The organism is Streptomyces sp. NBC_00207, from assembly GCF_045160965.1.
In the GTDB taxonomy this organism is placed as follows: Bacteria; Actinomycetota; Actinomycetes; order Streptomycetales; family Streptomycetaceae; genus Streptomyces.
Genome location: NZ_CP130715.1, coordinates 287,366 through 309,513 on the forward strand (window position 1 = coordinate 287,366; position 22,148 = coordinate 309,513).

Sequence of the window (22,148 nt, forward strand, 5' to 3'; positions counted from 1 at the left end):
CGAGCCGGGCCGGGCAGGCACGTTCGCGGACCCGGACAGGTGCCAGCCAGGCCTCGTGCAGCGCTAGGCCGTGTATCGAAAGAGTCCTGCTGAACACCGCGAGCCGATTTCGAGGGCACGGGGCTGTCAGTGCCCTCAAGTAGGTTCTGTCCGTTCGGCCTGACAGGTGGGTCGTGGAGCTGAGGGATTCGTCGTAGTGAGCATCTACCTGCACTTTCGTGCCGTGGCTGAGTCCAAGATCCGGGATGACCACACCTGGCTCGCCGCGTTCATGTCTGAGGCTTGGGAAAACGACGACGCCGAGTACGCCGCAGGCATCGCCCACTCGATCAACAAGGGCTGGGACGCTGTAAACGACTTCTACGCAGCCGCCGATGCCCTCTATACAGACGCCGACGAGCCCTGGAATTTGCCGATCTACGGCGGCCGCCCGGTACCCCACAGCGCTGACGCCGATCCCTCCGATCCCCCGCTGATGCTTCTGGAGCCGTCTGGGGTGTCACAGGCCGCGCGTTTCCTTACGACTGTCTCTTTCGACGAGCTGTGGAACGTCGTCGACGCAAGGTTCAGCGCCCTCGGCCGGACCAAGCAGGAGCACCTCGAACATCACAGGAACCTCCAAGAGTTCTACGGACAGGCGGCTTCGGCAGGCCACGCGGTGGTCAAAGCGGTACGGGCTTGAGTCGTGGCTACGTGCTGATCACAGCCATTCGTTGATGGCCGCGACCAGCACGGTCGCCTCGTAGCGGACGGCGAGTTTGATGCCCCTATGGATGTCAAGCCGCCAAGACGTGGGTGGTGGTGCGGGTGATGAGCCGGTGGATCTCGCGTGCGACGTAGCGTTTGAGGCAGCGGAGTGCTTCGCGGCGGGTCTTGCCTTCGGAGACGCGCCTGTCGATGTAGCCGCGGGTGCGGGTGTCCCAGCGGAGACGGGCCAGCACGATGGTGTAGAGGGCGGAGTTGGCCTGCCGGTTTCCGCCCCGGTTGAGGCGCCGACGCTGGGTTTTCCCGGAGGAGGCTTCGACTGGGCTCACGCCGCAAAGCGCCGCGAATGACGCCTCGCTGCGGAGGCGTTCCGGGTTGTCGCCCGCTGCAATCAGAAGCGTCGCGGCAGTGTCGGGGCCGACGCCGTAGCAGGCCAGGAGCTGCGGGTTGTGCTGCGTGATGACGTCTCTGATCCGCGCGGTGAGGTCTTCGATCTCCTCGGTGAGGTGCTGAATCCGCCGGGCCAGGAGTTTGAGCGTGTGGGCGGCGGCACCGGCCGTTCCGGAGGCCGAGCTGTCGAGCGCGGCGCAGGCACGTATCAGTTTGGGGTTGCTCAGACCGGCCAGAGACTCGCGGAGCTCAGGGGCGGTGGCCACGAGAACAGCCTTGAGCTGGTTGATCGCCTGAGCCCGGGACTTGATCGCGGAGGCCTTGGCCATCTTGAACAGCCTGAGCATCTCCACGGGCCCGTCGCCGGCCTTCGCGGTCGCCGTCGCCCTGCCAGTGATCACTGCGCGGGCTGCAGCCTCGGCATCGACGATGTCGCTCTTGCCGCGGCGTCGGCGGGTGGCTTTGTCAGGCTGGTTCACTTCGAAGACCGTGATGCCCTGACCATGGGGGTAGCGGCTGAGTGCGGCGCCGTATGAGCCCGTGCACTCCACCCCGGCTTGGCTGAGATGGCCCAAGGTCCGGGCCCAGTCCAGTAACTGTTCGTAGCCCTCGGCGGTCGTCGGAAAGCTCCGGTTCTCGACGAAGACGCCGGCGGCCGTGACCACGGCGGCGACGTGGAAGTCCTTGTGCGTGTCGACACCCATTACGATGTCGGGGTTGCCTTGGTCCAGCGGGGCGGGCTGGGTCATCCTGGTCACGGTCACCTGTCTCCTGCAGCCATGGGAAGCGGGGCGGCCATCGCTGGATCGGTCAGGGCGGTCAGGACTGTGACGGTGCCTCTCGCGAAGGCCCCTATCGGGACACGCCCGCCGGTCCAGCGGCAGCGAGTACCGCCCCAGACAGTGGCCGACAGATCAAACGCAAGGCACCAGGGCCAGTCGTAACGCGGGTCAGGCCACCGCCCGAAGCGGCACCTGAACATCCTCACAGTCGTAGCGGGTGGCGACGGCCCGGGAGTTCTTGAGTCGGTTGATCCCGCACTCGACCGCGTGGCGTTCGCGGTAGTCGACCGGGTCGAAGCGAGGCGGCCGGCCACCGCGGGAACCGCGCTTCCGGCGGTTGCGGGCCTGGTCGGCCTTGTCGGGGATGGTGCAGCGGATCCCGCGGCGGCGCAGGTAGGCACGGTTCCTGCGGGAGGCGTACGTCTTGTCCGCCCGCACGCGATCGGGACGGACCCGTGGCCGGCCCGGACCGACGCGGAGCACGCGAACCCTCTCCAGCACCGGTTCGAACTGCGGCGAGTCCCCACGCTGCCCGGCCGTGACCACGATGGCCATGGGTTTCTGACCCTGCTCGACAGCCAGGTGGAGCGTGGTGGTGAACCCGCCGCGCGACCGTCCCAGCCCATGATCATGGGGCTCGGTGAAGATACCGCCCGGTGGTTCCTTCTGCAGGTCGCCCTGCTTACGGGCGCCGGCCGCGTGCTGGTGGGCGCGGCAGACCGTGGAGTCGACGTTCAGGTCCCAGACGATCGCGCCCTTCGCGTCGGCCAGGGACTGGAGGCGGGTGAGGATCCGGTGCCAGGCACCGTTCCGCTGCCATCGGCGGAACAGGTCGTAGACCCGGTTCCACGGGCCGTACTCGGCGGGCACGTCCCGCCACGGAACGCCGGTCCGGACACGGAACCGTATGCCGTCGATCAGCTGCCGCCGAGGCCAGGCGGGCGGCCGCCCCGCCCTGGCACCCTTCGGCAACAGCGGCTCCAGCACTGCCCACTGCTCGTCCGTGAGATCTCCCCGACCCATGAACCGTGATCATTCACAGCCCAAGATCCACTTTCGATACACGGCCTAGCTCCGGTGTGCTCAGCGATGCAGTTCGACATGTTCGTCGAGGCGGCCTGAAATGCGGCCAAGGGCAGCGGGATGGCGCTCTCGGCGCGGGAACCGGGCAGGGGTTCGGGGGCGTGTGTGCTCCGGTACGTAAGATCGAAAGGGAGAGGTCAGGCACAGATGACGGCATCGCGGGAGGGCAAGGAGCCCGGCTTGGGGTGGTTCGTGACGGGGCCGCTGCTCGCCGTGGCGGGCACTGTGCTGGGAACCGCTCTGGCATCGCAAAGGTGGGCGGACTGTGCGCACGGCATGGACGCACCGACCCGTACGGGTTTTGTGATGATCATGCCGTTCGCCTGGATCGGCATGACCCTACTGCTCGGGCTTTTCCAGACCATCTTGGTGGCGGTGCTACCGGATCAGACCGAACCCGAGGTCAAATGGGTGGCCCTGTTCGTGGCGGCCTGTGTGCTGACCCTCCTGTACTCCTTCGGGATGGGTTCCCCGGACATGACGCCGGACGGCTTCTGCGTGCGGTAGCAGTCCACCCTCGTCAAGGGGGCGAAAGTTGCCTGACGCGGTACTAGCCGAGCCAGACGATGTCCAGGACGGACAGGTGCCGGAGCGCTCGGTTGGCGAAGTAGATGACGGACAGGCGGCCGGCGGACGCGATCCGGACGTCTTCGCCTCGGGGTCCCACTGGCGAAAGCCCCACGGGTCGGCCGCGGCGGCGTCGAGGAGGTCCCAGACCGTCTCTTCCACGTGCTCGGGGAGTTCGGCGAGGACCTTCGCGGCCGGCGTCGAGAGCCGGACCGCGTACGGCTGCAGGCTCACCGGCGCCGCCGGCCGCGGAGCTCGGTCATGTCCACGAACCCGGTCTCATCGTGGCTGGAGGCGACAAAGGCGTCGACCGCGGGAGCGGAGGCGAGGCGGGCCTGCCAGACGTGGACGACCTCGTACAGGGTGTTCAGGGAGAACGACCGGCGCGACTCCTCCAACGCATCCGCCCACTCCTGCTCGAACGCCGGCACCCACCGCTCTGCACGGCGGTCGGCGCGCAGCTGGGCGAGGAGTTCGGCCGGCGCGCCGGGTGCGGGCGCGTACGCCGCGGCGGGTGCGGGTGTGTGGTCGGGTTGCGCGCTCATCGGCTCCTCCTGGCGGCGGGTGCTACCGGCAACGGTAGAACGCGGTGGCCGAGGCCGTCGGTGTTCGGGCGGATGCGGTAGTCGAAGCCGGTCAGGACGGTGGTGAGCGCGGTGTTCATGGCGTCGCGGACCGCCCTCGAACCGGGTGACCGCCTCTGCCTCCAGGTGGTCGGCGTTGACCATGGCGAGCGCCTCGGTGGCGAGGCGGGCGGGGGGAAGCCCTCCTCGTCCTGGCCGACGCGGACGGCGAGCCCGCCCAGGGCCTCGTCGGTCGGCCGGGACGTCCGGAAGCCGGCGGGTCTCCAGGCCGAAGCGCACCCGGTCCGCCAGGTCGTGGAGGTCGGTCGGCGCCGTCCCGGCTCCCTTTTCCCCGTTTTGATGCTCGGCATTTTCAGGTTCCTGTTCAGAAGGAAACGTCGAAATAGTCGATGTCCGTGAATTCGACTTCAAGGCCGTCTGCGCGGGTTCCGCGGTCCTTGATCACCAACGACACTCGACGGCCAGTGCCAAGACAACTCTCCCAGTGACAACACGCCCAGTCGGCTCCAGCCTCTTCAGATGAGGCGAGGCTGATCACGCTCCGTTTGAAGTTATATAACTTCAGCTACGGTTGATCTCACCGGCCAGCAGGCCGACTGGTCCCTCTGGAGGTTCGAAATGTCTGCTCTGACGTCCGGTACGGCGGCGGTCATCCCCAGCAGCGCGGAGCGGCTGATCCGCACGGCCGAGGAGAATGACTGGCAGGCCTCCGCTGTGTTCGGCGCGGCCGGCGCGAAGGGCCGGACCACGGACGCGTGGGTCGTTGGGCTGGAGGCGTACACCACCGCAGGGGAGGTGTCCTTGCTCCTGTACTGGGAGCGCGGTCCCAAGGGCTTCCGGTACGTGGCCAAGGAGAGCAAGGGCGTACGGGATGGTGCGCAGCTGACGGACATGCAGTTCAAGGCCGTGAAGGCCCTGGTGGAGGAGTCGGAGGTGACGGACCCGTTCGAGTACGGCGAGTGCGGGTGTGAGGACCCTGCCGAGCTGGAGTGGGGTGTGGAGCCGCGGGTGTGCATCGAACACGCTTACTGCCCGGCGCGGTTGGATGCGCGGTGTGGGTGGGGCTCGGAGGTGACTCGGAACCGTGATCTTGCCGGGTGGGGCGAGGACGGCGGTACCGGTGGCCAGTACAGCCTCCGGATGGAGCCCGTCGAGGGTCAGGTGGAGCTCACGCTGGCGGACGTGATCCCCGCCGAGGTGCGGACGGCGGTCATCCCGGGGATGCCGGAACCTGTCGACGTCGGCGACTGCTGCGTCCCGGTGGCGGACGGCTTCAACGGCTTCTGTGACGCGTACGGGGTCCGCCTGTACCTCGTGGGCACCCGTCGGGACGGCCGGCTCATGTGCGCCGAACACGCCGCGCAGCGCGCCGGAGTCCCGGTCAGCGCGCTGCCCGTGCTCGCCATGGATGCCGAGGAGCGGCAGTACGCCGCGGACTGCATCGAGGACAACCGCCGGCACCGGGTGCTGCGCGGTGCCGAGGAGTGGCGGAGGCGCGCGAGGAGGAGGGCCGTACGATCTCGCACGCGTTCGAGGGGTGGGCGGAGAAGAACTGGACGGGTGACGACTTCTCCGCGGCGTACGTCGCGTGGCTGCACACCACCGGCCACGCCGCGAAGCCCGTCCACGCGTGGGCGGTCACGGGACCGGTTGACCGGGTGCAGCAGGCCGAGGTGCGGCTGGAGGCCGCGCGCGGGCAGCTGGCGACCGCGCAGGCCCTGCACGTCTCCGCGCAGCGCTACGGCGGAGAGACCGCGATGCGCGAGGCTTTGGAGCGGCTGCACACCGCGCACGCCATGGTTGCGGCCGCGGCCGCGGACCACGCCGCGGAGGAGGCGGTGCGCGCGGAGGAGGAGTCCGTGCGGGACGCTCCGGCCGCCGTGGCCACGACGACCGGGGCGAGTGACCGATACAGCTTCGGTCTGCCCACGGGTGAACTCGGCGGCCGGGTGGTGCACGTCGACGGACACGTGGCCGGCCGCGTCCGGGAGTCGGGGCGCCACTGGTACGCGATCACGCCCGGACGGGATGCTCGGCCCACCGAGCATGCGGACCGGGATTCCGCGGCCGCCCACCTCGTACGGTGCGCGGACCAGCGCGCGGCCGAGACTCGTCACCGCGTCCGGGCAGAGCGCGCCACGGCCGCCGCCCAGCGTCCCACCGCGGTACCCGTGGTCCCGTACTCGGTCGGCATCGCGCCCGTGACGGTCCCGGACCGTCACCACGGTCGGACCGTCGCCGAGTGGAAGCACGTAGCGGACGGACACGCGTTGCGTGCCGTGCGCGCCGGACGGGCCGTTCAAGCCGCGCGAGCCTCGCTTGAGGGGCCGACCGTCCGGTGGACCGACACCCCCGAGACCACCACCCCCGGGTGGGCCGCGCCGGCCCTCCCCCGGATCCGGGAACTCGCCCGGACCGCCCTGCGCCGCGGCGCAGTGGCTCAGGAGCTGTGGATGCGCATCGGGTGGGAGGCGAGCGACGCCGCCGAGGCCGGCGCGGCCCTCCCGGCCCACCGCGCGGCGGAACTCGCCCACCGCGCCGCCCTCCTGGCGGACGCCTGCGAGCACGCCGCCGCCGAGGCCGAGGCACTGGCCACGCCGCCGCGCCTCAGGCCAGTCCCCAAAAAACCAAGAAGTTATACAAGTACGTTCGCCCCGCGTTCGGTTGCGCCGGGCACATCGGCGGGGGTGGGAGCGTCGCCGCCCTGGCGCCGACCCTGGCCACCCGACCTCGCCCAGCATTCCCGAAGGACGTCAAAACCGAGAAGTTATATAAGTTAAGGGGTAGGGTGGGGGCGTGGGCCTGATACGGTCCGCGCCCGAGACGAGAGGCGACGCCCGCATGGCCACCGCACCCCGCCAGGTCCCCAAGACGTATCCCGCCGGGACCGGCCGGCCCACCGAACGGAAACTCACCGACGAGAAGGTCGTCAGGGCGGTGAACGTGGCCGGGACCGTGTGGGAGGCGGGCAAGAAACGCGCTGGTCAGGACGAGGTCTCGATCTCCCACGCCGTCGGGCTGTTCCTCGAGGCCTACGCCGCCGGCCTCCTCGACCTCGACGCCATCACCGCCCAGCTCGACGCGCTCGCGGTCGGCGAGGACCCTGCAGCCGTACCGGGCGCCGTCGCGTGGGCGGAGGAGGACGCCCCTCCCGCCTTCCCGCACCCCAGTTGGAGCAGCGGGGACGGCGTCCCGCGCGCACTCGACATCCTCGACGCCGAGGAGTAGGCCCTGACCTGCAAACTCGCACGCCCCGCCCGGAAATCCGGGCAGGGCGTTTGTCGTTCACGAGCAGGCCCGTTGCCGGGCCACGGTCAGCGCCGGCGGACGGCGACCGCGACGCCGACCGCCGCGACCAGAACCCCGGCCACCGTCGCCACCGTCGCAATCGGCCCGGTGAGCGACGGGTGGGCGACGCACACGTAGCCGACCATCGCGAGAACCAGGACGACGACGAACAGGCACAGCGTCACGAGCGCGCGGAGATCCGTGGCCGGCTGCGACGGCTGCGGGTGCTGCTGCGGGGTCTGGGGCTGCGGATCGGTAACGGTGGACATGAGGTTCCCTCCCGAGACGTCTGCGGACCCTCCGCAGACGAGGCGCTGCACGCCCACCGCCGTACTGCCTGCGCAGCCCGGTGACGGACAGACAGGACAGTCGCGGAGAGAGGGGTTAGCCGCGCAACCTCACGACTCCACGGCTGTCGGCGCGCCACCGGCGTGCTGCGGGACGTGCCGCGCATCTGCCGCAATCACCATGCGCGCAGCCGAGAGCGAATCGGGCTAATCACCCTAGTGCCCTGAGTCGGCCCGGCTTCCAATCACCCATCGGCCGAACCTCGGGGCACCGGCGCCGTCATGCTGGTCGGCCCGTCACTGCTGACCGCACAAGTCACGCGCATGACCCAGCGCGAAACTCAGCCCCGGTCAACGGCGGCAGAGCCCGACACGGGACACTGTTCAGGTGATCACCCGCCGCCCGCTGGGTACAGGCCCCCGTATCCCCACCGACACCCCCGAGCCCCGCCGTGCCCGGCTCGCGGCCGAGGGGACCCAGACCCTGCCCCCGGACGAACCCGCAGTCGAGCAGTTGCGCGCTGCGGGCCGGCGCACCCTCGGCCCAGGCAACGGCAGCAGCTGACCCTCCGGCGTACGTGAACCGGTTGACGTACAGCGGCCGCCGATGACGGCGCAACGATCATGGCCAGGGTCTTCGAGCGGCCCGAGGTGGACGACTCCGGGTGTGCGGCGGTTGCGGCCGTGCGCCTCCAGCCGCGCTACCGGCCGTTCCCATCCTCCTACTGGACGCCTCCGTTTATATCGGTCGCAAGAAGTCGAAGGTACGCACCAGTTCGGCAAATTATGGGAGAACCCAGAAATGGAAAATGTCGATTCCGCAATCATCCGCCGATCCGTGCGCAAACACAGTTACCCACCCTCTATATCGCCCAGTCTGCGCCTGATGAGGAACCATCACCTCTACCGCCAACTCCTCATACTTAACGGGTTCACGATTAGATACGCGCATATTGGTGGCAGTTAGATACTTGCCCCCTCCTTTTCCTGGGCGCGAGTTCGCATTAGATAGCTCCATAGCAGATCCGTGGCGGATTACCGTCGGATCTACACCTGGAGGAAAATTCACATAGATGCGCATGTCGGCAGCGCTTCTCTTAAGATGACTTCGCATGGTTACCCGAAATATAACCACGGTCATCTGCCCTCTGGCGAGCTGGTTATTCCCCACCAGGAATACCCGCACTCGAGCTCTAGCGGTATAAACCAGAGCCAAATAGGAGATAGCTAGCGCCACCAGCGCCACCACCAAAGTAGCAACCTCCATCAGGCATCACCCTTCAGTGGCAGCGTTCTCGAAATAACTCTCGCGCAGATCTGTTGCCCTTTACCGGGGGAACGAGAGGCCTTACGGTGGCGAAGGGCCTCGGCTGCCATCGCACCGTCCGTCACCAGTGACCGCCTGTTCACGACCGTCTGGTCTGAGCGTAATCCGTTGCCACGCGGTTAGAGGAAGAGGCTGACAGTAACCTGACGCGTACTGGCCGGTGCCCACCCATGCAGGCGGTAAGGGGGAACGTCGTCCTATCGGCTGTACCGGTGCTCCTCCCACGTTTGATGGCTACGGGAAGGAGTTGCAGTGCTGGACGCGCTCGCGTCGCCAGCCGCCACCAGAGAGCCCGAAGCGACCCCGAGGTCGACATCGCCGAGTCATGCGACTCAATGTGTCGGGCAGGAGCCGATTGCAGCGCCAGACGCCCAGCCGACCGGAACCGGCTCAAACGCCTCCAGTACGACACCCTCGACGGCTTCATAGCGGTCGCCGCCCCAGCATCAACCCTGACAAGCCGAAGTCAGTAAATCGCGAGAAAGCCGCAGCTGCTCCCACGCACCGTCCCGCCGAGGACCAGGATGGCTACGAGCCGGGAATAACTACGTCACCGCCCGCGCATCGATGGGCAGAAGAAGTTCTCGCTGGTGCCCACGACCCAGGTCGCATCGTTCCAGCTCCAACCTTGGTTCTGCAGTTGCTGCACCACCGCACTCTCGCCGTTCAACTCCACGGCCTTGCAGATGAAGTGACCCGCGTTTGCGATCTGGTTGTTGTCCAACGTGGTGTACGGGAGGCGGTTGCGGAACTTGTTGATGAAGTCCTGGTTGTAGTAGAGGTCGCCGTCAATTTCTGTTTTCTGGCTGTCGCATCGGAAGATCCCCGGCAAAGCACCGGGTAGGCCGCATTCGTCCGTTCTGATGCTGGATGGACTGAGGAGGCCGTAGGCACCACTCATGGAGGTCTCGGCTGTGGAGTCGTAATTCGCTGGTGGTCCAGCGAGCACGTTCGAAGACGCTAGAGCCAACACGCCGATCGTCATCGCAACAGTGACGATAGCCCGGCTCAACTGGGATCGTGACATCACAATCACCCCTCACACAGGGAACGTTTGCACCGATGGCTCAGGACGGAAAATCAGCTCTACCAGCAGCCAGAGACGTAGCGTTCAGGCCCGGAGTCAGATGCAGATCGAGGCTGCGGTATCAAGTCAGAGGAAGGGATGATCCTCGTCGGCTTACTTGATCGGGCCGATAGTGATGTGGCCGGCATATTGTGTGCAGGGCCGTCGGGTGGTGACGCATACCAGGTCGGATGCACCGTTCGGCACCAGCATCTGGTCTCCGAGGGAGACGCTTTGCCCGTCGGAGAACCAGTGCACGCCGAAGATGAATCGGTAGTCTCCAGTCCCCGATTTGGGCTGGATGAAGACAGCAGGGAACTTGGCTGTGTTCTGGTTTGCTTCGATTCGGACGACGTGGCGCTGACTGGTGACGGTGGCCCAGGTTGAGCCTGTCCAGCGTTCAACAAGGTAGAAGGATATGACGTTCTGAGCGTCTGTAGTGGCGGGGCTGCGTTGCACGATTGGCCCGACGCTGCTGTTGAATGTGAGTGTCAGTGCCTGGGGGTAGAAGCCGATGTCGGAGACGCTGACCGCTGGAGGTGTGACGGCGCCGACTTGGCCGAGCGCGCCTTCTGATGCCCAGGCGGCGGCTGGAGGTGCTGTGGCTAGCGTCCCCAGAAGTAGCGTGATCGCCAGGGCGGAGAGGGTGGATATCCCGCGCAGCGGGTTCTTGAGCGCAGACATTGTGGCCGCCTAAGCCGGACGATCGGCGTAGTGAACCCCGAGGTCTACTTCAGGCTACGCCCGGTTACGGTGCCCCGCCCGGGCTGCAGTTCGGGCGGGCGTTGCTATGTGGGGCCTTCTCTGTCAGCCGTGATGGAACTTTCACGCTGCGGACCGTTGCGTTACTGACTTCAGCCTGGCCAACCTCGCCCTCATGGCCCTCGACCGCCTCGAAACCCTCGTCCGCAACCCACTCAAACGCCTTCAATACCGGCCCAACACCCTCAACGGCTGCATAGCCAACAGCGGCCTGACCCTCGACGAACCGGCATCAGTGCCTGTTTCTGAACCCTGTCTACGCAGGCCAGCGACGTTGAGCCGGGAGTCCGGTGAACCGCACCCGTTTCGCAGAACGGTCACCGTGACGGAAGAGCGAACGGAAGTCCTGGTTCGTCTGTGGCAGGTGCAGCATTCTGCCGACCAGGGTTCGGGCAGGCACTCAGACTGGCCTCATCTCAGCCCGGAAGGTGCCATCGTCCGGCAGCACGAGCACCACTTGTCCGGACTTCCAGTCGCGGGGGACGAGATAGACGCGGGTCGGCGTTTTTGCAAGGGCGACAAAGCCGGTGTAGCGGAAGCGGTAGGGGCTGCCTCCGCTGCCGCTGTCCGTGGAGGTGATCCCCGGAACCCCATGGGCGATCTTCACCCGCGAGTAGATAACAACACCTGGGTTGCCCCTGAATCCTTTGCCCGCGTCGAAGGCGGCATCACTCCGGCCGGCGGCCGTCGCGTAGCGGGCCACGAACACAAACAGGGCTGCCCCCACGGTCCCGACGAGGATCACCGCGGTGACGAGCCACAACCGCCTGACCGTCGGTACCCGTTTGTCCGGGGAACGCCGGTCTCCGGGCCTCAGCCGGAGACCGAACAGGTACAGCGTGGCTCCCAGCGCTACGGCTAGTGGTGCCCACAGCCCACGCGCTTCCCCCACCGAGGCCGGACCCCGTGCTCCCACCAGGAGCCACTCTGAGGACACCCAGGGGGTCAGCAGCAGGATGACCAGGCTGGGGTACATGAACAACCGGGCCACCACGCGGCGCCGGGCTACGTTCCGGGGACCTGCCAGCACATGTTCAATCGTGAACAGCAGCGTTAGCAGGGCCAGGCCAACGGCAAACAGGAAACACACCGGGTAGAAGATCGCCTGCGGGCTGTTGGCCAAGTAACCCTGTACGGAGAACTGGAGGTCGCCCGGTGGCACCCCGAAGAAGGAGTAGTACGTGTCCGTGTAGGTGCTGCCGTAGAAGTAGAGCAAGCCGATGACGATGGTCCCTGGCGCGAGGATGTACGCAGCCTTGTCGAGGAAGGACATCCACCGTGGGGGCCCCGGCTGTGACTGCCGGTCCACCCGGCGTACACGCACGCGCGGTCCCCGGCGCCCCGGCGGGCGCCGCCGTCCGCCGCCGTCGGAATCGGGCATGATCACAATGTGACCAGTCACACCCTCCGACCGCACGCCGAGCCGCACCATCCGGCTGACAGCGCCGACAGGGCCGCGGCCTTATTGCCTGTCTGAACCCTGGCCGGCAGACCTCGATCCAGGCAGCTCTGGGAGTGATTCGCGGCCGTCAAGCGGGCCCTTGGGCGGCGGTGACCGCGGTGAATGCTGCACCTGCCACAGACGAACCAGGACTTCCGTTCGCTCTTCCGTCACGGTGACCGTTCTGCGAAACGGGTGCGGTTCACCGGACTCCCGGCTCAACGCCGCTGGCCTGCTTAGGCTCAGAAACAGGCACTGAATACCCGTCGCATTGCCTCGGCCCAGTCCCGCTTGAATGCCGACACCGGGTCTGCTACCCGCACGCGCGGCCGGGCGAAACCCACAGCGGGACGTCCTCTTCCTGCTCCTTCTCCTGGGCCTGGGCGGCGTCTTCGCCCTCGGCGCGGGGCTGTTCGTACGACTGGCGCTGTCCTGGGCCGACCCGGCGGCCACCGCGCGCTACGGGCGCCCTGTACGCGGCAGTGCTGGCCCTGGTGGTGCCGTACTTCCTACGCCGCCGGTAACACCACCCAGCTCCCACATGTGGGCCCGGCCAGCGGAGGGGCGGCCGGACCCGTGGGCCCGGCCCGGGTGTTCCCACTGGGAACACCCGGGCCTGTGGCTCAAGCGCACGCCATAGAACTGTGGGTCGGGGCTCCCCCACACGGTGGGTGAGCCGCCCTTCGCAGGTACAGGTGTCCGGCCTGAGGCCACGTCATCGCCTGCGGAGCGCGACCGCGACACCGAACGCTGCGGCCAAGGCCGCGCCGACCCCGCCGACCGCTGCGATCGGGGCGGTCAGGGATGGGTGGGCCACGCACACGTAGCCCGTGCCGCCCAGGATCAGGACGACAACGAGGACCAGGAGCAGCGTCTGCACCGGGTCCGGCCCTCGCGGGGCCGGCTGCTGGGGCTGGGGCTGCTGGTCGTTGGTGGGCATTGGGGTTCCCCTCCCGTGAGCGCCTGCGGACGGTCCGCGGGCCGGGCGCGGAGCAGAACTCGCGCGCTGCTTTCAGGTTGGGGCAGTGGATGATCTTGCAGGAGGGGGAACGTGGTTCCCGGCAAATCGGCAACATTCGGCCTTCCGGTCACGTCGTTCGTCACCGCTTCCGTCGAACCGTTTCCGGTGTGTCAACGCATGCGTGACAATCGGTCACCAGCGCCGTTCCAAGGCGGTGTCCGCAGGCCGGAGGGGCTGGCGATGGAGGCACGGGGACAGAGCGCGGCCAGCTTGTACGCGGCAGCTCTGCGCGAGGGGCTCGCCGTTTTCATCACCGCGGGCGGGACCCAGAGAGACATCGCCCGGGCCCTGAATGTGGCTCCGGCCACCCTCTCCCGCTACCTGAAGGGTGAGCGCGTCGCTCCCCGCGAATTCCTCGCCTCCCTGCGGGACTACCTCGACCAGCAGGGCAAGCCCTGGACGCCCGAGGAGTACGAGAACCTGGACGCGCTGTGCGGACACGCGCACGCCGCCAGCGGATCCCCGGCCGTCGAGCTCGCCCAGCTGAGGGAAGAGCTGGCCCGCCTGCGCGGCGAACAGGAACAGGCGCAGCAGGTCGCCGAGGAGCGTCTGAACGGACTGGAAGCGCGGGCGGCCCGTCTCACCGATCAGCTGGAAGAGGCGCTGGAACGCGCCCAGGCCGCGGAGGCCCGTGTTGCCGAGCAGGACGAGAGCCTGCGCCATGCCCAGGACTACATCCACCTGGCAGAGGCCGAACTCGCCCAGCAACGCGAGCAGGCCCGCCAACTGCAGCAGGAAGTCGGCGTCCTGCGCGAGCAGAACCGCCGCCTTGCCGAAGAACAGCATCGCGTTCCCGGGACGTCAACGCAGGACACGAACTTCGAAGCCACCCTCGCGGCGCGCCACCATCGACAGGAGCGGATCGCGCAGGAAGAGGTGCGGCTCGCCCGGGAACGGTCACGTGCAGGCCTCGGCGACGGCTCCCGCGACCGTCAGCAGAGCTACGAGGGGTTCGGGAGATTCACCGCGCCGCCGCTCGGCCCAGCCCCGAAGGCGGCACGGTACTCACCCGTCCTCGACACCCTCGTAGGCCTGGTCCTGACAGCCGTGATCTGCGTGCTCGGAACCGCATTCGCCGCGGGCCTCCAAGCCTCCCCCGGCCCCAGTGTCTGGAAGCTCGTCCTCGCCGCCGTGATCGGTCTCTTCGTATCGGCGATGTGCTACGGGCACGTCTTCGTGCTCGCTGAGAAGTACGTGAAGAACCGCTGGGCCCCCGACGTTCTGGAAGGCTTCGTGGGCATCGGCGGGCCCCTGCTCCTCGCCGCGTCGGTCATCACCCCCTTCATCCTCGACACCGACGGCCTCGGACACTGGCTCGCCGACATCGTGGGACTGCTGTAACCCCCGCGGTACACGGGCGGACCCCGCCTTCGGAGGGTTGTTCGGGTTCCGCAGGCCCGAGTGTTCCCAGTGGGAACGGCAGGGCCACACTGGGCGGATGATCGAGCGCCGCCCCCTGGGCACCGGCCCCCGCCCCACCACTGACACCCCGCCTGCCCCAGGCCTGCGCGGCCGTCTCGCCGCCGAACTGGCGCACGCCGAGCAACAGGATCTCCCGCAGGCGGCTGCCGAGCAGCCCGCGCCCGGGACGGCCCGCCGCCGGCTGGGCACCGGGCCGGAACGGACGGACCGCTGAACACAGCCTCCTCCGAGGGCACCTACAGCTCTTCACGCGGGGCTTCTGTCAGGGCCGAGTCTCTGGCGCACGTCCAGGCTCGGGAGACTTCTTGAGTCGGCGTGCCCGGCCCACGCCCACCAGGGCGGCCACGACGGCTACCTCGGCGCAGACGATGAGAACCGTGTCGTATCCGTCAGCTTTGGCGCGGGTGTGGGCGGTGATCAGGCTTGTGGTGAGGGCTACGGCGAGTGCTCCGCTGTACTTCGTATGCGCGTCGAACGCCCGTTGTGCTCCCTCCCTGAGCCCGTTCGGCGGGCAGCGCAGGACGGCGGTGCCGACCCCTACGAGCGCCAGCGCCCCCACCAGGCTGAATGTGGGGAAGGCGCCATGGTTGGACAGGCCGGTGGACAGCCACACCAGGCCGGCGGCCGTGGCGAGGAAGCCGATGATCCGGGCCGGCGTCCGCAAGCGGGTGGAGAAGGACCGTGGGAAGACGGTGAGCGCTGCCAGCGACACGGCGGGCAGGAGCAGGGCAGCCGCTGTCCATGCCTCGTGGCCGAAGACCTGTTGCAGTGCGAGGGTGCAGTAGAGCCAGGCCGTGCACTGCACGGCACCGCTCACCCACGCCCAGAACAGCGGTGGCCCGCCAATCCGGTTGAGAGGCTGCCCGATCGCGGTCCTGTGGAGCCGCCGTGAGGCCTTGGCCAGCATGCTCACGGCGAGAGCCGTCAGGGCTACCACGCCAGGGGACCACCAGCCGTCGGTGGGCGTCCGTGCGATGGCGCAAACGAACGCGGTGTGGGCGCCTGCCACCAGCGCCGGCACGCGGAAGTCCGGTCCGTAGATGTCGTCGAGCAGCGGCATGGGCTTGAAGGAGGGCAGGAAGGGCAGAGCGAGGAGCAGCAGGAGGGCGATGACGGCCGGGACCTGGAACGCGATGCGCCATACCCAGGTGGAGAGGAGCAGTCCCGATGCCGTGACGGCGATCGCGGTGCCTGCCGCTACGGCCTGCTTCGTCTTCTTGCCCGGCCCGGGGTACCAGTAGGGGGCGGCGAGCACGGCGCCGGCGACGGCCGCGCACAGTCCCTCGCCGAGGCCCTGCAGCGCGCAGCCCGTCAGTAGCTGGACCGCTGCCCAGTCGACCGACCAGTCGACTGCCGGGCGGGGCGCCCACATGTCGTACGCCGGGCTCCAGGAGGCGACCAGCGACCCGATCGCCAGAAGGAGCAGACCCGCCGGCAGGATCAGCCTGGGCCCGTACCGCAGGACGCCGAGCCTGCCCGACAATCCGGCGAAGGCCGCCGCCAGCAGGTTGCAGGTGACCATCGAGGCCGCAGGACCCAGCGTCGAGGTCATGTCCTCACCGACCGCGGGCACCGCGAGGACGACCGTGACGGCCGTGTACGCGCACAACGCCACGACCACAACCGCCACCACGACCCAGGCCGTCGACGGGGCGCGCATGACGGCCCGCGCCTCGGCGCGGGAGAGCCCGGTCGGCCTGGACGGAGGACTCGTCTCGCCTCCGGGCAGTGGATTCCGTTTGGGGTGCTGTGGTTGCTGCTCCCACCCCTTGGCGACTTCTTCGGCTGCTGCGGCCTGGTCACCGTGGGAACCGCCGGCGAGGTGGGCATACTCGGGAGAGAACTGGGGTCCGCTCTGCGTTTCCGGGGCGGAAACGGCCTGCTGCTCTTCGATGAGCCGGCGGTTCTGCTCACGCAGCACACCGACCTCCCGCAGGAGCCCACTCGCCTCCTGCTGCTGCCCGGCGAGTTCCGCTTCCATCCGGCGGACGTATTCGCGGGCGTGGCGCAGGCTCTCGTCCTGCTCGGCGACCCGGTCCTGAAGACGGTTGCGTTCGCTGTCCGCCGCCTGTGCGCGCTCCAGTGCCTGTTCCTGCTGCCGGGTGAGTTCTGCTTCCATTCCGCGGATGTAGTCGCGGGCGTGGCGCAGGCTCTCGTCCTGCTCGGCGACCCGGTCCTGGAGGAGGTTGAGTTCTCCGTCCGCGGTCTGCGCGCGGTCCAGGGCCTGCCTCAGCTGGTCGGCGAGGTCGAGAGCCTGCTCCTCCAGCGCGGCCAGGCGTTCCTCGGCGATATGGTGCTCCTGTTCCTGTTCTTCGCGGACACGAGCGAGCTCCTCGCGCACACGGGCGAGTTCTTCCTTCAGCTGAGCGAGCTGGACGGCCGGGGAACCGCTGGCAGCGTGCGCCTGGCCGCACAGGGCGTCCAGCTCCTCCCAGTCGACATCCGCCAGAGGCGGCTCCTGCCCCTCGAGGAAAGTCCGTAAGCCGTGGAGCGTCGCGCGTGAAGCGGTGCGCTGTCCGCTCAGGTACCGGGAGAGCGTTCCAGGGGAGACATGCACGGCGGCAGCAATCTCCTGCTGCTTCCCGCCGGCGGCACGGTAGCGATCCACGATCTTCCGCAAGGCGGCCGCGTACGCGGCCGCAGGCGTCACCTCAGGTTCGTCCATCGCCTGTCTTTCAGCCGGCCAGCACTGTCTCCTAACAGCGCAGTTGCCCGATTGTCGTGCATCCGGTGACAGCACGGGAACGCCCCGTTCACGACGGCCGAATATTGCCGATTGGCCGGAAACCGCCCGTTCCCACTCCTGCAAGATCCGCTCCCGCCCAACGCTGAAGCCATAGCGCTCAGCCTGGCCCGCGGCCCGTCCGCAGGCCCCGACGGGAGGGAACTCTCATGTCCACCGAAGAACCGCAGCCCGAGCCCCGCCAGCCGTCCCCCCAAGAGCCGGCCCCGGACCCGCTGCAGACCCTGCTCCTGGTCCTCGTCACCGTCCTGGTCCTGGGCGCCACCGGCTACCTGTGCGTGGCCCACCCCGCGCTGACCGCCCCGATCGCGGCCGTCGGCGGAGTCGGCGCCGCCCTAGCCACCGCGATCGGTGTCGCCATCACGATCCGCAGGCGCTGACACAGGTGTCCACACGTGCACGGGCACCCGAGTACACAGAGGACTACCGGGTGCCCATGCCGCGTGCGGTGCAGAGCGGCGCGACACCGGCTGTACGGCCAGGGGCGGGAAGGGCCAGGTCGGCGTGTGCGGGGCGCGAGCGCCCCGCCGCCCTGCCCGTCGAAACACGGAACCTCTCCCTGGCTGTCGCAGGTAGAGGTGTCGGCGCACTCGACAGGCTTGCCCACGGGGTCTGACCTGCACATACATTCATGATCGCCGGAAGGGGGGGCCAACTCCGACCCTGCCTCCGGAACAACTCCCGGTCCCCCTGTACGCGTAACCGCGAAGCCCCCTTCCGGTGGAACTCTCCCGGGACCCGGGGCGGGGGCGGCTTGCCCAGCGCCAGGACGACGGCGCGGCCGTGAACAGTCTCGCGGGTCTCCTTAGCCGGCAGCAGGACCAGGAGGACCCTGGTGTTGTGGTCAGGAAGATCGTTCGACGGTGTTCTCAATGCAACGCGCTTCCGCCGGAATCGAGGAAGTCGCGTCGCTCAAGGTGTTACGGGGTCTAGACGGTCCCGTGGCTCTTGGCCAGGTAGTAGGCCGCAGTCGGCAGCACGACGTTGAAGATGACGAAGACCCCAACGGAAATCGGGACCATCCCCCACAGGGGGAGCTTGGGCAGGGTGAGCGGGACCACGAACGAAAGGCCGGTGCCCCAGATCCCGTTACGTCGAAGACCGCTGAGAATCCCGAGGTAGGACGTCTCCGACGATGTCGTGGCAGATGTCACCGAGGCCGTGCCAAGCCTGAAGGACACCTCATTTGTCTGCGTTCCCTGGAGCGTCATCGGAGGCAGGTCAGCCCGTGCAGAAGGAGCGTCTTCTTCCGCGGTCAGATCCGAGTGAACGCCCAGACGCCCGCGGAGCCGGTACAGAGAACCGTTTCCCGGACGCGCGCTCTGCAGCGGGACAACATCAGCCCGGGGGGTTGGAGGGTCAGACAGTTCCACGGGACGTTGGGTCAGCTCACGTGTCGCCGAGCCGTCGTGCGGGAGTCGAACACCAAAAGGCATTGGCGTGGGCCTTCCGTGAGTGCGGCTCGTCTAGATGCAGCGCCGAGTGCTCCCACGGTACCGCCCCTGCGGGCGGATTAAACGGGTACTTCGGCATTACTTCATACAGTCAACTAGTTGATACTCCGCGTATCGAAAGCTGATCTCGTACTGTCTTTAGCCTCTCTTTAATCAGCGAACGTATGGCGGTATAGCAGGTGGAAGTAGTAGCGTCTTGAACAGCCGGGGTTGCCCACCGTCCAGCGCAGCAGCCCGGACCAGCAAAGACTCTGCTAGGAGAGATTCGTGGCCACTTCCCTTGAGGCCTCGTCCCCGGACCCTGGAAAGCCTGGCCGCCGGGGGCCTGCACTTGAGCGCGTCACACTGAACCTCACCCCAAGGTCGGCAGAAGCCCTTGACCGCGCCGTGGAGATCACCAAGGACTCCAAGACCGACACCATCAACCGGGCCATCCAGACATACACCTACCTGATGGAAGCCATCGAAGAAGGGGGCTCCATTCACGTACGACGGAGCCCGGGTGGCGACCTGGAGACAATCCACTTCTTGTAATTTCCACCAGCTCGCCGGTAAGGCCGGAAAGGCCACGGAGTCCTCCATCAGGTGGTCGCGGTGACCGGGTACCGGCCGCCCGGCTCCGCGTTCAGGCGGGGCCGGGCACTGCTGATCGAGTGACGCGGCGGCCCCGCGATCTGGAGCCCTGATCCCGGCGAGGAGTGAGCGCAGCAGTGCGGGCCGCCACCTGAGAATGGCGGCCCGGGATCGCGCTGGAACGAGGGTCAACCGGTGGAGGACCCGACGTACTCCTGCCGCTGGTAGCCGCGTCCGTCCCGCGTGCCAGTCCAGGAGCAGCACGGAATCTTCCAGGGCGCTGGCGTCGGCCCGGTGGCTGATCGTCGGGGTGCGGTAGCGGCCGTCATGGTTCCCGCTGGACCCCCTGTCCTCGGCTGGGCGGGCCCCTGCGGGCCCGCCCAGCCGACGTTTCGGCTCAAACCCTCTCAGGCAGACGACGGACGTCCTCCCCGGACACCACCTCCGCAGAGGCCTCGTCCTCCGTCCCAAGCCGGTCGCTGATCCGCCGGCACACCTGTCCGAACTTCCGACGCAGCCGCGCCACCTTGGGCGCCCAGTACTCCCGCACCAGCACACCCAGATGCTTAACGACCGGCGGCACCACGACCACCAGGACCACTCCGACGGCCACGGCCGCCACGATCGGGTACTCCGCGGCCAGCGACATGACCGCGTCGATGATGCTCTTCAACTTGATCTCCACATCGATGAACGGGCGCAGCACCCGATCGGAGATCAGGCAGCCAGCACCCAGAAAGGGCTGGAGGCATCGAGCTGGAGACCGAGTTCCGGCCCACGAGGAACCTCGGGCGAAGCCATCCGGATCACACCGCACGGCGAGCACGCGAGCGGCGGCCCATGGTCGACGTACTCGTACGCCGCCGGAGACAACCACCGCTGAATGGCCAGCAGGAGGTCAGCGCGCCACACCGCGATCATGTCCGCAAGCGCAGCAAGGTCGCCGAACTCCGCTACGTGGAAGACGGCGAGGGGCCCTGCTTCGCGTTCGCGCCAGCCGAAGCTGCTCGTCGGCGGCACATCGTCGACGGTCTGTGACAGCAGCCCCGCCGACAGCACATACGCGCCGAAGATCTCCGGACCGCCGGCCCCCTTCGCGGGCCGCTCGTCCTCGTACTCGGCCCACCGAAGTTCATCGACTCGCGCCTGCGAAACCTCACCGAAGGCCTCGCCCAAGAGCACGCCGAACGCATCATGGACGTCCTCGGGCACCGAACCGAGCCGAAGCGCCTCAAGAACTGAGGTCAGGCGCGACTGGCCGGACCACATCACGCCCAAGCGGGTCACTCGGCCCGGCCTCTGCACGAGGGTTTCGGTCAGGATCCCAGACGCCCGAAGCGCGTCCTGATAGACGTCGAGCACGAGGCGGCGGTACGCGGAGTCGGCCAATTCCTGACCCGGAGCAGAAGTAAGGATCGAGATCGCGCGACGCGCGTCTCGGTCCCTCTGCTCCACCGTCGTCATACCGACAAGCGTACCGGCGCCGTGAGACGGTCCGTCGATGTTTGCGGCCGGTGGTACTGCCCCCGAAGAACCGGACACTGGGCCTCACCCGTGCACGCCATGTCGGCGCGGGCTGCGGCCGATCCTGGCCAGCGACGGCCTCGCGCCGGACGGCTGCCCGCCCGAGTACGGGATCCCGCCAGCTCGGAACGGGCGGCCCCACCCACCCGCCTGAACCGCCGTCACCTGCCTCTTCGGAACCCAACGTCACAGGCGGCTCGCACTCCAGGAGCTCGCGCACAATCCGGTCGTCCGGGTGCCGTCGCTCCCCGGAGAAGTTCGGCCTGCCGCTCGGTCACCACGTCCTCAGCCGCGAGGCCGACCGCGGCAAGGCCCGTTCGTGGAGCAGTTCACCGTGTGCACGAACGAGGCGACGCCCCGCTTCACCGCTGACCTGGACCGTCTTACGCCAGGGCAGCGCCGCCGCCTCCGCCAGACTCCCCGCCTCGTACAGGGCGTTCGGGCTCGACAGCGACCACGGGGCCCCGGGCTGCTCCGGGACATCGGTGTTGGCGTCCGGCACGGGGCCGTCAGAAACGGGCTCGTCCTCGAAGGTTGGGGGCGAACGGGTCGTCCTCGTCCGGGAAGGCCTCGGCCTCTGCGGTCTGATCGTGGGCGGGTCGGAGCGGGCCAGGGACAACCGGCCGGGGACCGGCGGCGTCCAGCGCGGCGAACTGCTCGGCGAGTTCGGCGCGGAGGCGGGCGGTCTCCTCAGCCTCGGCGGCCGCGGCCGCCTCCCGAGCTGCCCGACGGGCGGCGGCCCCGTCGCGGCGCACGTTCTCCTCCAGAGCTTCCCCGTGCGCCTGGTCCCGCTCGTCCGCCAACTGCCGGGCCCGGAGCTCTGCTGCGGCCGCAGCGCGCACCTGCTGCTCGGCGAGGAGCTGCGCGGCCTTCGCCTGGGCGATCCGCTCCGCGGCTCGGTACTGGCAGGTGTTGCACTCCTCGCCGGTGTTGAGGAACACGCCGGCTTCGCAGTTCGGGTGGTCGCACTCGTGGGTGGTGAGCAGCGCGGCGAGGTAGCCGGCCGGCCGGGCGATCCGATCCCCGTCCTTGTAGCCGGCGCTTGAACGTAGAGGGCCTCCGGCCTGGTGCCACCCGATGCTCAGCCGGAGTGCGGCGTGCTCGGGGCGGCGCGGGTACATCGCGAACG

22 protein-coding genes are annotated in these 22,148 nt (G+C 68.2%); 9 read left to right on the forward strand and 13 right to left on the reverse strand.

The window, feature by feature from the left end; translation table 11 throughout:
• Window positions 1-196: 196 nt before the first annotated feature.
• Window positions 197-682 (forward strand): DUF1877 family protein, encoded by a 486-nt coding sequence (locus tag OG472_RS01430; protein ID WP_405940686.1) that lies wholly within the window; start codon window positions 197-199, stop codon window positions 680-682.
• 94 nt (window positions 683-776) lie between these two features.
• On the opposite strand, the gene OG472_RS01435 is transcribed toward OG472_RS01430, so the two are convergent.
• Together OG472_RS01435 and OG472_RS01440 are read right to left on the reverse strand one after the other, a co-directional pair.
• Window positions 777-1,844, reverse strand: coding sequence for an IS110 family transposase (locus OG472_RS01435; RefSeq protein WP_405940687.1), 1,068 nt, complete (start codon window positions 1,842-1,844; stop codon window positions 777-779).
• Between the two features lie 201 nt (window positions 1,845-2,045).
• A complete protein-coding gene (locus tag OG472_RS01440; RefSeq protein WP_405940688.1) occupies window positions 2,046-2,900 on the reverse strand; it encodes an IS5 family transposase in 855 nt (284 codons plus the stop codon).
• A gap of 240 nt (window positions 2,901-3,140) precedes the next feature.
• On the opposite strand from OG472_RS01440, the gene OG472_RS01445 reads away from it, so the two are divergent.
• Complete coding sequence (locus OG472_RS01445) at window positions 3,141-3,467, forward strand: hypothetical protein (RefSeq protein WP_405940689.1); 327 nt, start codon at window positions 3,141-3,143, stop codon at window positions 3,465-3,467.
• A 290-nt stretch (window positions 3,468-3,757) separates the two neighbouring features.
• Here OG472_RS01445 and OG472_RS01450 read toward each other — a convergent pair whose 3' ends face one another.
• Window positions 3,758-4,072, reverse strand: a complete 315-nt coding sequence (locus tag OG472_RS01450; RefSeq protein ID WP_405940690.1) for a DUF6247 family protein — start codon at window positions 4,070-4,072, stop codon at window positions 3,758-3,760.
• Window positions 4,073-5,595: 1,523 nt separating this feature from the next.
• Between OG472_RS01450 and OG472_RS01455 the strand changes: the two genes are divergently transcribed.
• On the forward strand, window positions 5,596-6,891 hold the full coding sequence (locus tag OG472_RS01455) for a hypothetical protein (protein WP_405940691.1): 1,296 nt from the start codon (window positions 5,596-5,598) through the stop codon (window positions 6,889-6,891).
• A 61-nt stretch (window positions 6,892-6,952) separates the two neighbouring features.
• Entirely contained in the window at window positions 6,953-7,339 is a 387-nt protein-coding gene (locus OG472_RS01460; RefSeq protein ID WP_405940692.1) for a hypothetical protein, read from the forward strand.
• A gap of 86 nt (window positions 7,340-7,425) precedes the next feature.
• Here OG472_RS01460 and OG472_RS01465 read toward each other — a convergent pair whose 3' ends face one another.
• The gene (locus OG472_RS01465; protein ID WP_405940693.1) at window positions 7,426-7,668 is read right to left on the reverse strand and encodes a hypothetical protein; all 243 of its coding nucleotides are present in this window, start codon (window positions 7,666-7,668) and stop codon (window positions 7,426-7,428) included.
• Window positions 7,669-8,074: 406 nt separating this feature from the next.
• Here OG472_RS01465 and OG472_RS01470 point away from each other — a divergent pair, with 406 nt between their 5' ends.
• Window positions 8,075-8,251, forward strand: a complete 177-nt coding sequence (locus tag OG472_RS01470; RefSeq protein WP_405940694.1) for a hypothetical protein — start codon at window positions 8,075-8,077, stop codon at window positions 8,249-8,251.
• Between the two features lie 1,312 nt (window positions 8,252-9,563).
• Here OG472_RS01470 and OG472_RS01475 read toward each other — a convergent pair.
• The 4 genes from OG472_RS01475 to OG472_RS01490 all read right to left on the reverse strand — a co-directional run bounded on the left by OG472_RS01475 (window position 9,564) and on the right by OG472_RS01490 (window position 13,222).
• The gene (locus OG472_RS01475; protein WP_405940695.1) at window positions 9,564-9,998 is read right to left on the reverse strand and encodes a DUF732 domain-containing protein; all 435 of its coding nucleotides are present in this window, start codon (window positions 9,996-9,998) and stop codon (window positions 9,564-9,566) included.
• 195 nt (window positions 9,999-10,193) lie between these two features.
• On the reverse strand, window positions 10,194-10,763 hold the full coding sequence (locus tag OG472_RS01480; RefSeq protein WP_405940696.1) for a hypothetical protein: 570 nt from the start codon (window positions 10,761-10,763) through the stop codon (window positions 10,194-10,196).
• 478 nt (window positions 10,764-11,241) lie between these two features.
• A complete protein-coding gene (locus tag OG472_RS01485) occupies window positions 11,242-12,114 on the reverse strand; it encodes a hypothetical protein (protein ID WP_405940697.1) in 873 nt (290 codons plus the stop codon).
• Between the two features lie 883 nt (window positions 12,115-12,997).
• On the reverse strand, window positions 12,998-13,222 hold the full coding sequence (locus OG472_RS01490; RefSeq protein ID WP_405940698.1) for a hypothetical protein: 225 nt from the start codon (window positions 13,220-13,222) through the stop codon (window positions 12,998-13,000).
• Between the two features lie 261 nt (window positions 13,223-13,483).
• On the opposite strand from OG472_RS01490, the gene OG472_RS01495 reads away from it, so the two are divergent.
• Both OG472_RS01495 and OG472_RS01500 read left to right on the forward strand, forming a co-directional pair.
• The gene (locus OG472_RS01495; protein ID WP_405940699.1) at window positions 13,484-14,644 is read left to right on the forward strand and encodes a helix-turn-helix domain-containing protein; all 1,161 of its coding nucleotides are present in this window, start codon (window positions 13,484-13,486) and stop codon (window positions 14,642-14,644) included.
• A 97-nt stretch (window positions 14,645-14,741) separates the two neighbouring features.
• A complete protein-coding gene (locus OG472_RS01500) occupies window positions 14,742-14,939 on the forward strand; it encodes a hypothetical protein (protein WP_405940700.1) in 198 nt (65 codons plus the stop codon).
• Between the two features lie 48 nt (window positions 14,940-14,987).
• Here the strand turns inward: OG472_RS01500 and OG472_RS01505 are convergent, their stop codons facing one another.
• Window positions 14,988-17,390, reverse strand: coding sequence for an MFS transporter (locus OG472_RS01505; RefSeq protein ID WP_405940701.1), 2,403 nt, complete (start codon window positions 17,388-17,390; stop codon window positions 14,988-14,990).
• Between the two features lie 227 nt (window positions 17,391-17,617).
• Here OG472_RS01505 and OG472_RS01510 point away from each other — a divergent pair, with 227 nt between their 5' ends.
• The gene (locus OG472_RS01510) at window positions 17,618-17,848 is read left to right on the forward strand and encodes a hypothetical protein (RefSeq protein ID WP_405940702.1); all 231 of its coding nucleotides are present in this window, start codon (window positions 17,618-17,620) and stop codon (window positions 17,846-17,848) included.
• A 549-nt stretch (window positions 17,849-18,397) separates the two neighbouring features.
• Here OG472_RS01510 and OG472_RS01515 read toward each other — a convergent pair.
• Window positions 18,398-18,622, reverse strand: a complete 225-nt coding sequence (locus OG472_RS01515) for a hypothetical protein (RefSeq protein WP_405940703.1) — start codon at window positions 18,620-18,622, stop codon at window positions 18,398-18,400.
• A gap of 567 nt (window positions 18,623-19,189) precedes the next feature.
• On the opposite strand from OG472_RS01515, the gene OG472_RS01520 reads away from it, so the two are divergent.
• The gene (locus OG472_RS01520; RefSeq protein WP_405940704.1) at window positions 19,190-19,456 is read left to right on the forward strand and encodes a hypothetical protein; all 267 of its coding nucleotides are present in this window, start codon (window positions 19,190-19,192) and stop codon (window positions 19,454-19,456) included.
• Between the two features lie 436 nt (window positions 19,457-19,892).
• On the opposite strand, the gene OG472_RS01525 is transcribed toward OG472_RS01520, so the two are convergent.
• The 3 genes from OG472_RS01525 to OG472_RS01535 form a co-directional block, all read right to left on the reverse strand.
• On the reverse strand, window positions 19,893-20,201 hold the full coding sequence (locus OG472_RS01525; protein ID WP_405940705.1) for a hypothetical protein: 309 nt from the start codon (window positions 20,199-20,201) through the stop codon (window positions 19,893-19,895).
• Between the two features lie 11 nt (window positions 20,202-20,212).
• A complete protein-coding gene (locus OG472_RS01530; RefSeq protein ID WP_405940706.1) occupies window positions 20,213-20,959 on the reverse strand; it encodes a hypothetical protein in 747 nt (248 codons plus the stop codon).
• A gap of 569 nt (window positions 20,960-21,528) precedes the next feature.
• The gene (locus tag OG472_RS01535; protein WP_405940707.1) at window positions 21,529-22,140 is read right to left on the reverse strand and encodes a hypothetical protein; all 612 of its coding nucleotides are present in this window, start codon (window positions 22,138-22,140) and stop codon (window positions 21,529-21,531) included.
• Between the last annotated feature and the right edge of the window lie 8 nt (window positions 22,141-22,148).

Excerpts from the sequence above, each read along its gene's own strand:
- OG472_RS01435 (WP_405940687.1), bottom strand. The coding sequence starts at position 1,844 with ATGACCCAGCCCGCCCCGCTGGACCAAGGCAACCCCGACATCGTAATG.
- OG472_RS01440 (WP_405940688.1), bottom strand. The coding sequence starts at position 2,900 with ATGGGTCGGGGAGATCTCACGGACGAGCAGTGGGCAGTGCTGGAGCCG.
- OG472_RS01450 (WP_405940690.1), bottom strand. The coding sequence starts at position 4,072 with ATGAGCGCGCAACCCGACCACACACCCGCACCCGCCGCGGCGTACGCG.
- OG472_RS01460 (WP_405940692.1), top strand. The coding sequence starts at position 6,953 with ATGGCCACCGCACCCCGCCAGGTCCCCAAGACGTATCCCGCCGGGACC.
- OG472_RS01465 (WP_405940693.1), bottom strand. The coding sequence starts at position 7,668 with ATGTCCACCGTTACCGATCCGCAGCCCCAGACCCCGCAGCAGCACCCG.
- OG472_RS01475 (WP_405940695.1), bottom strand. The coding sequence starts at position 9,998 with ATGACGATCGGCGTGTTGGCTCTAGCGTCTTCGAACGTGCTCGCTGGA.
- OG472_RS01480 (WP_405940696.1), bottom strand. The coding sequence starts at position 10,763 with ATGTCTGCGCTCAAGAACCCGCTGCGCGGGATATCCACCCTCTCCGCC.
- OG472_RS01485 (WP_405940697.1), bottom strand. The coding sequence starts at position 12,114 with ATGTCCTTCCTCGACAAGGCTGCGTACATCCTCGCGCCAGGGACCATC.
- OG472_RS01490 (WP_405940698.1), bottom strand. The coding sequence starts at position 13,222 with ATGCCCACCAACGACCAGCAGCCCCAGCCCCAGCAGCCGGCCCCGCGA.
- OG472_RS01495 (WP_405940699.1), top strand. The coding sequence starts at position 13,484 with ATGGAGGCACGGGGACAGAGCGCGGCCAGCTTGTACGCGGCAGCTCTG.
- OG472_RS01500 (WP_405940700.1), top strand. The coding sequence starts at position 14,742 with ATGATCGAGCGCCGCCCCCTGGGCACCGGCCCCCGCCCCACCACTGAC.
- OG472_RS01505 (WP_405940701.1), bottom strand. The coding sequence starts at position 17,390 with ATGGACGAACCTGAGGTGACGCCTGCGGCCGCGTACGCGGCCGCCTTG.
- OG472_RS01510 (WP_405940702.1), top strand. The coding sequence starts at position 17,618 with ATGTCCACCGAAGAACCGCAGCCCGAGCCCCGCCAGCCGTCCCCCCAA.
- OG472_RS01530 (WP_405940706.1), bottom strand. The coding sequence starts at position 20,959 with ATGACGACGGTGGAGCAGAGGGACCGAGACGCGCGTCGCGCGATCTCG.
- OG472_RS01535 (WP_405940707.1), bottom strand. The coding sequence starts at position 22,140 with ATGTACCCGCGCCGCCCCGAGCACGCCGCACTCCGGCTGAGCATCGGG.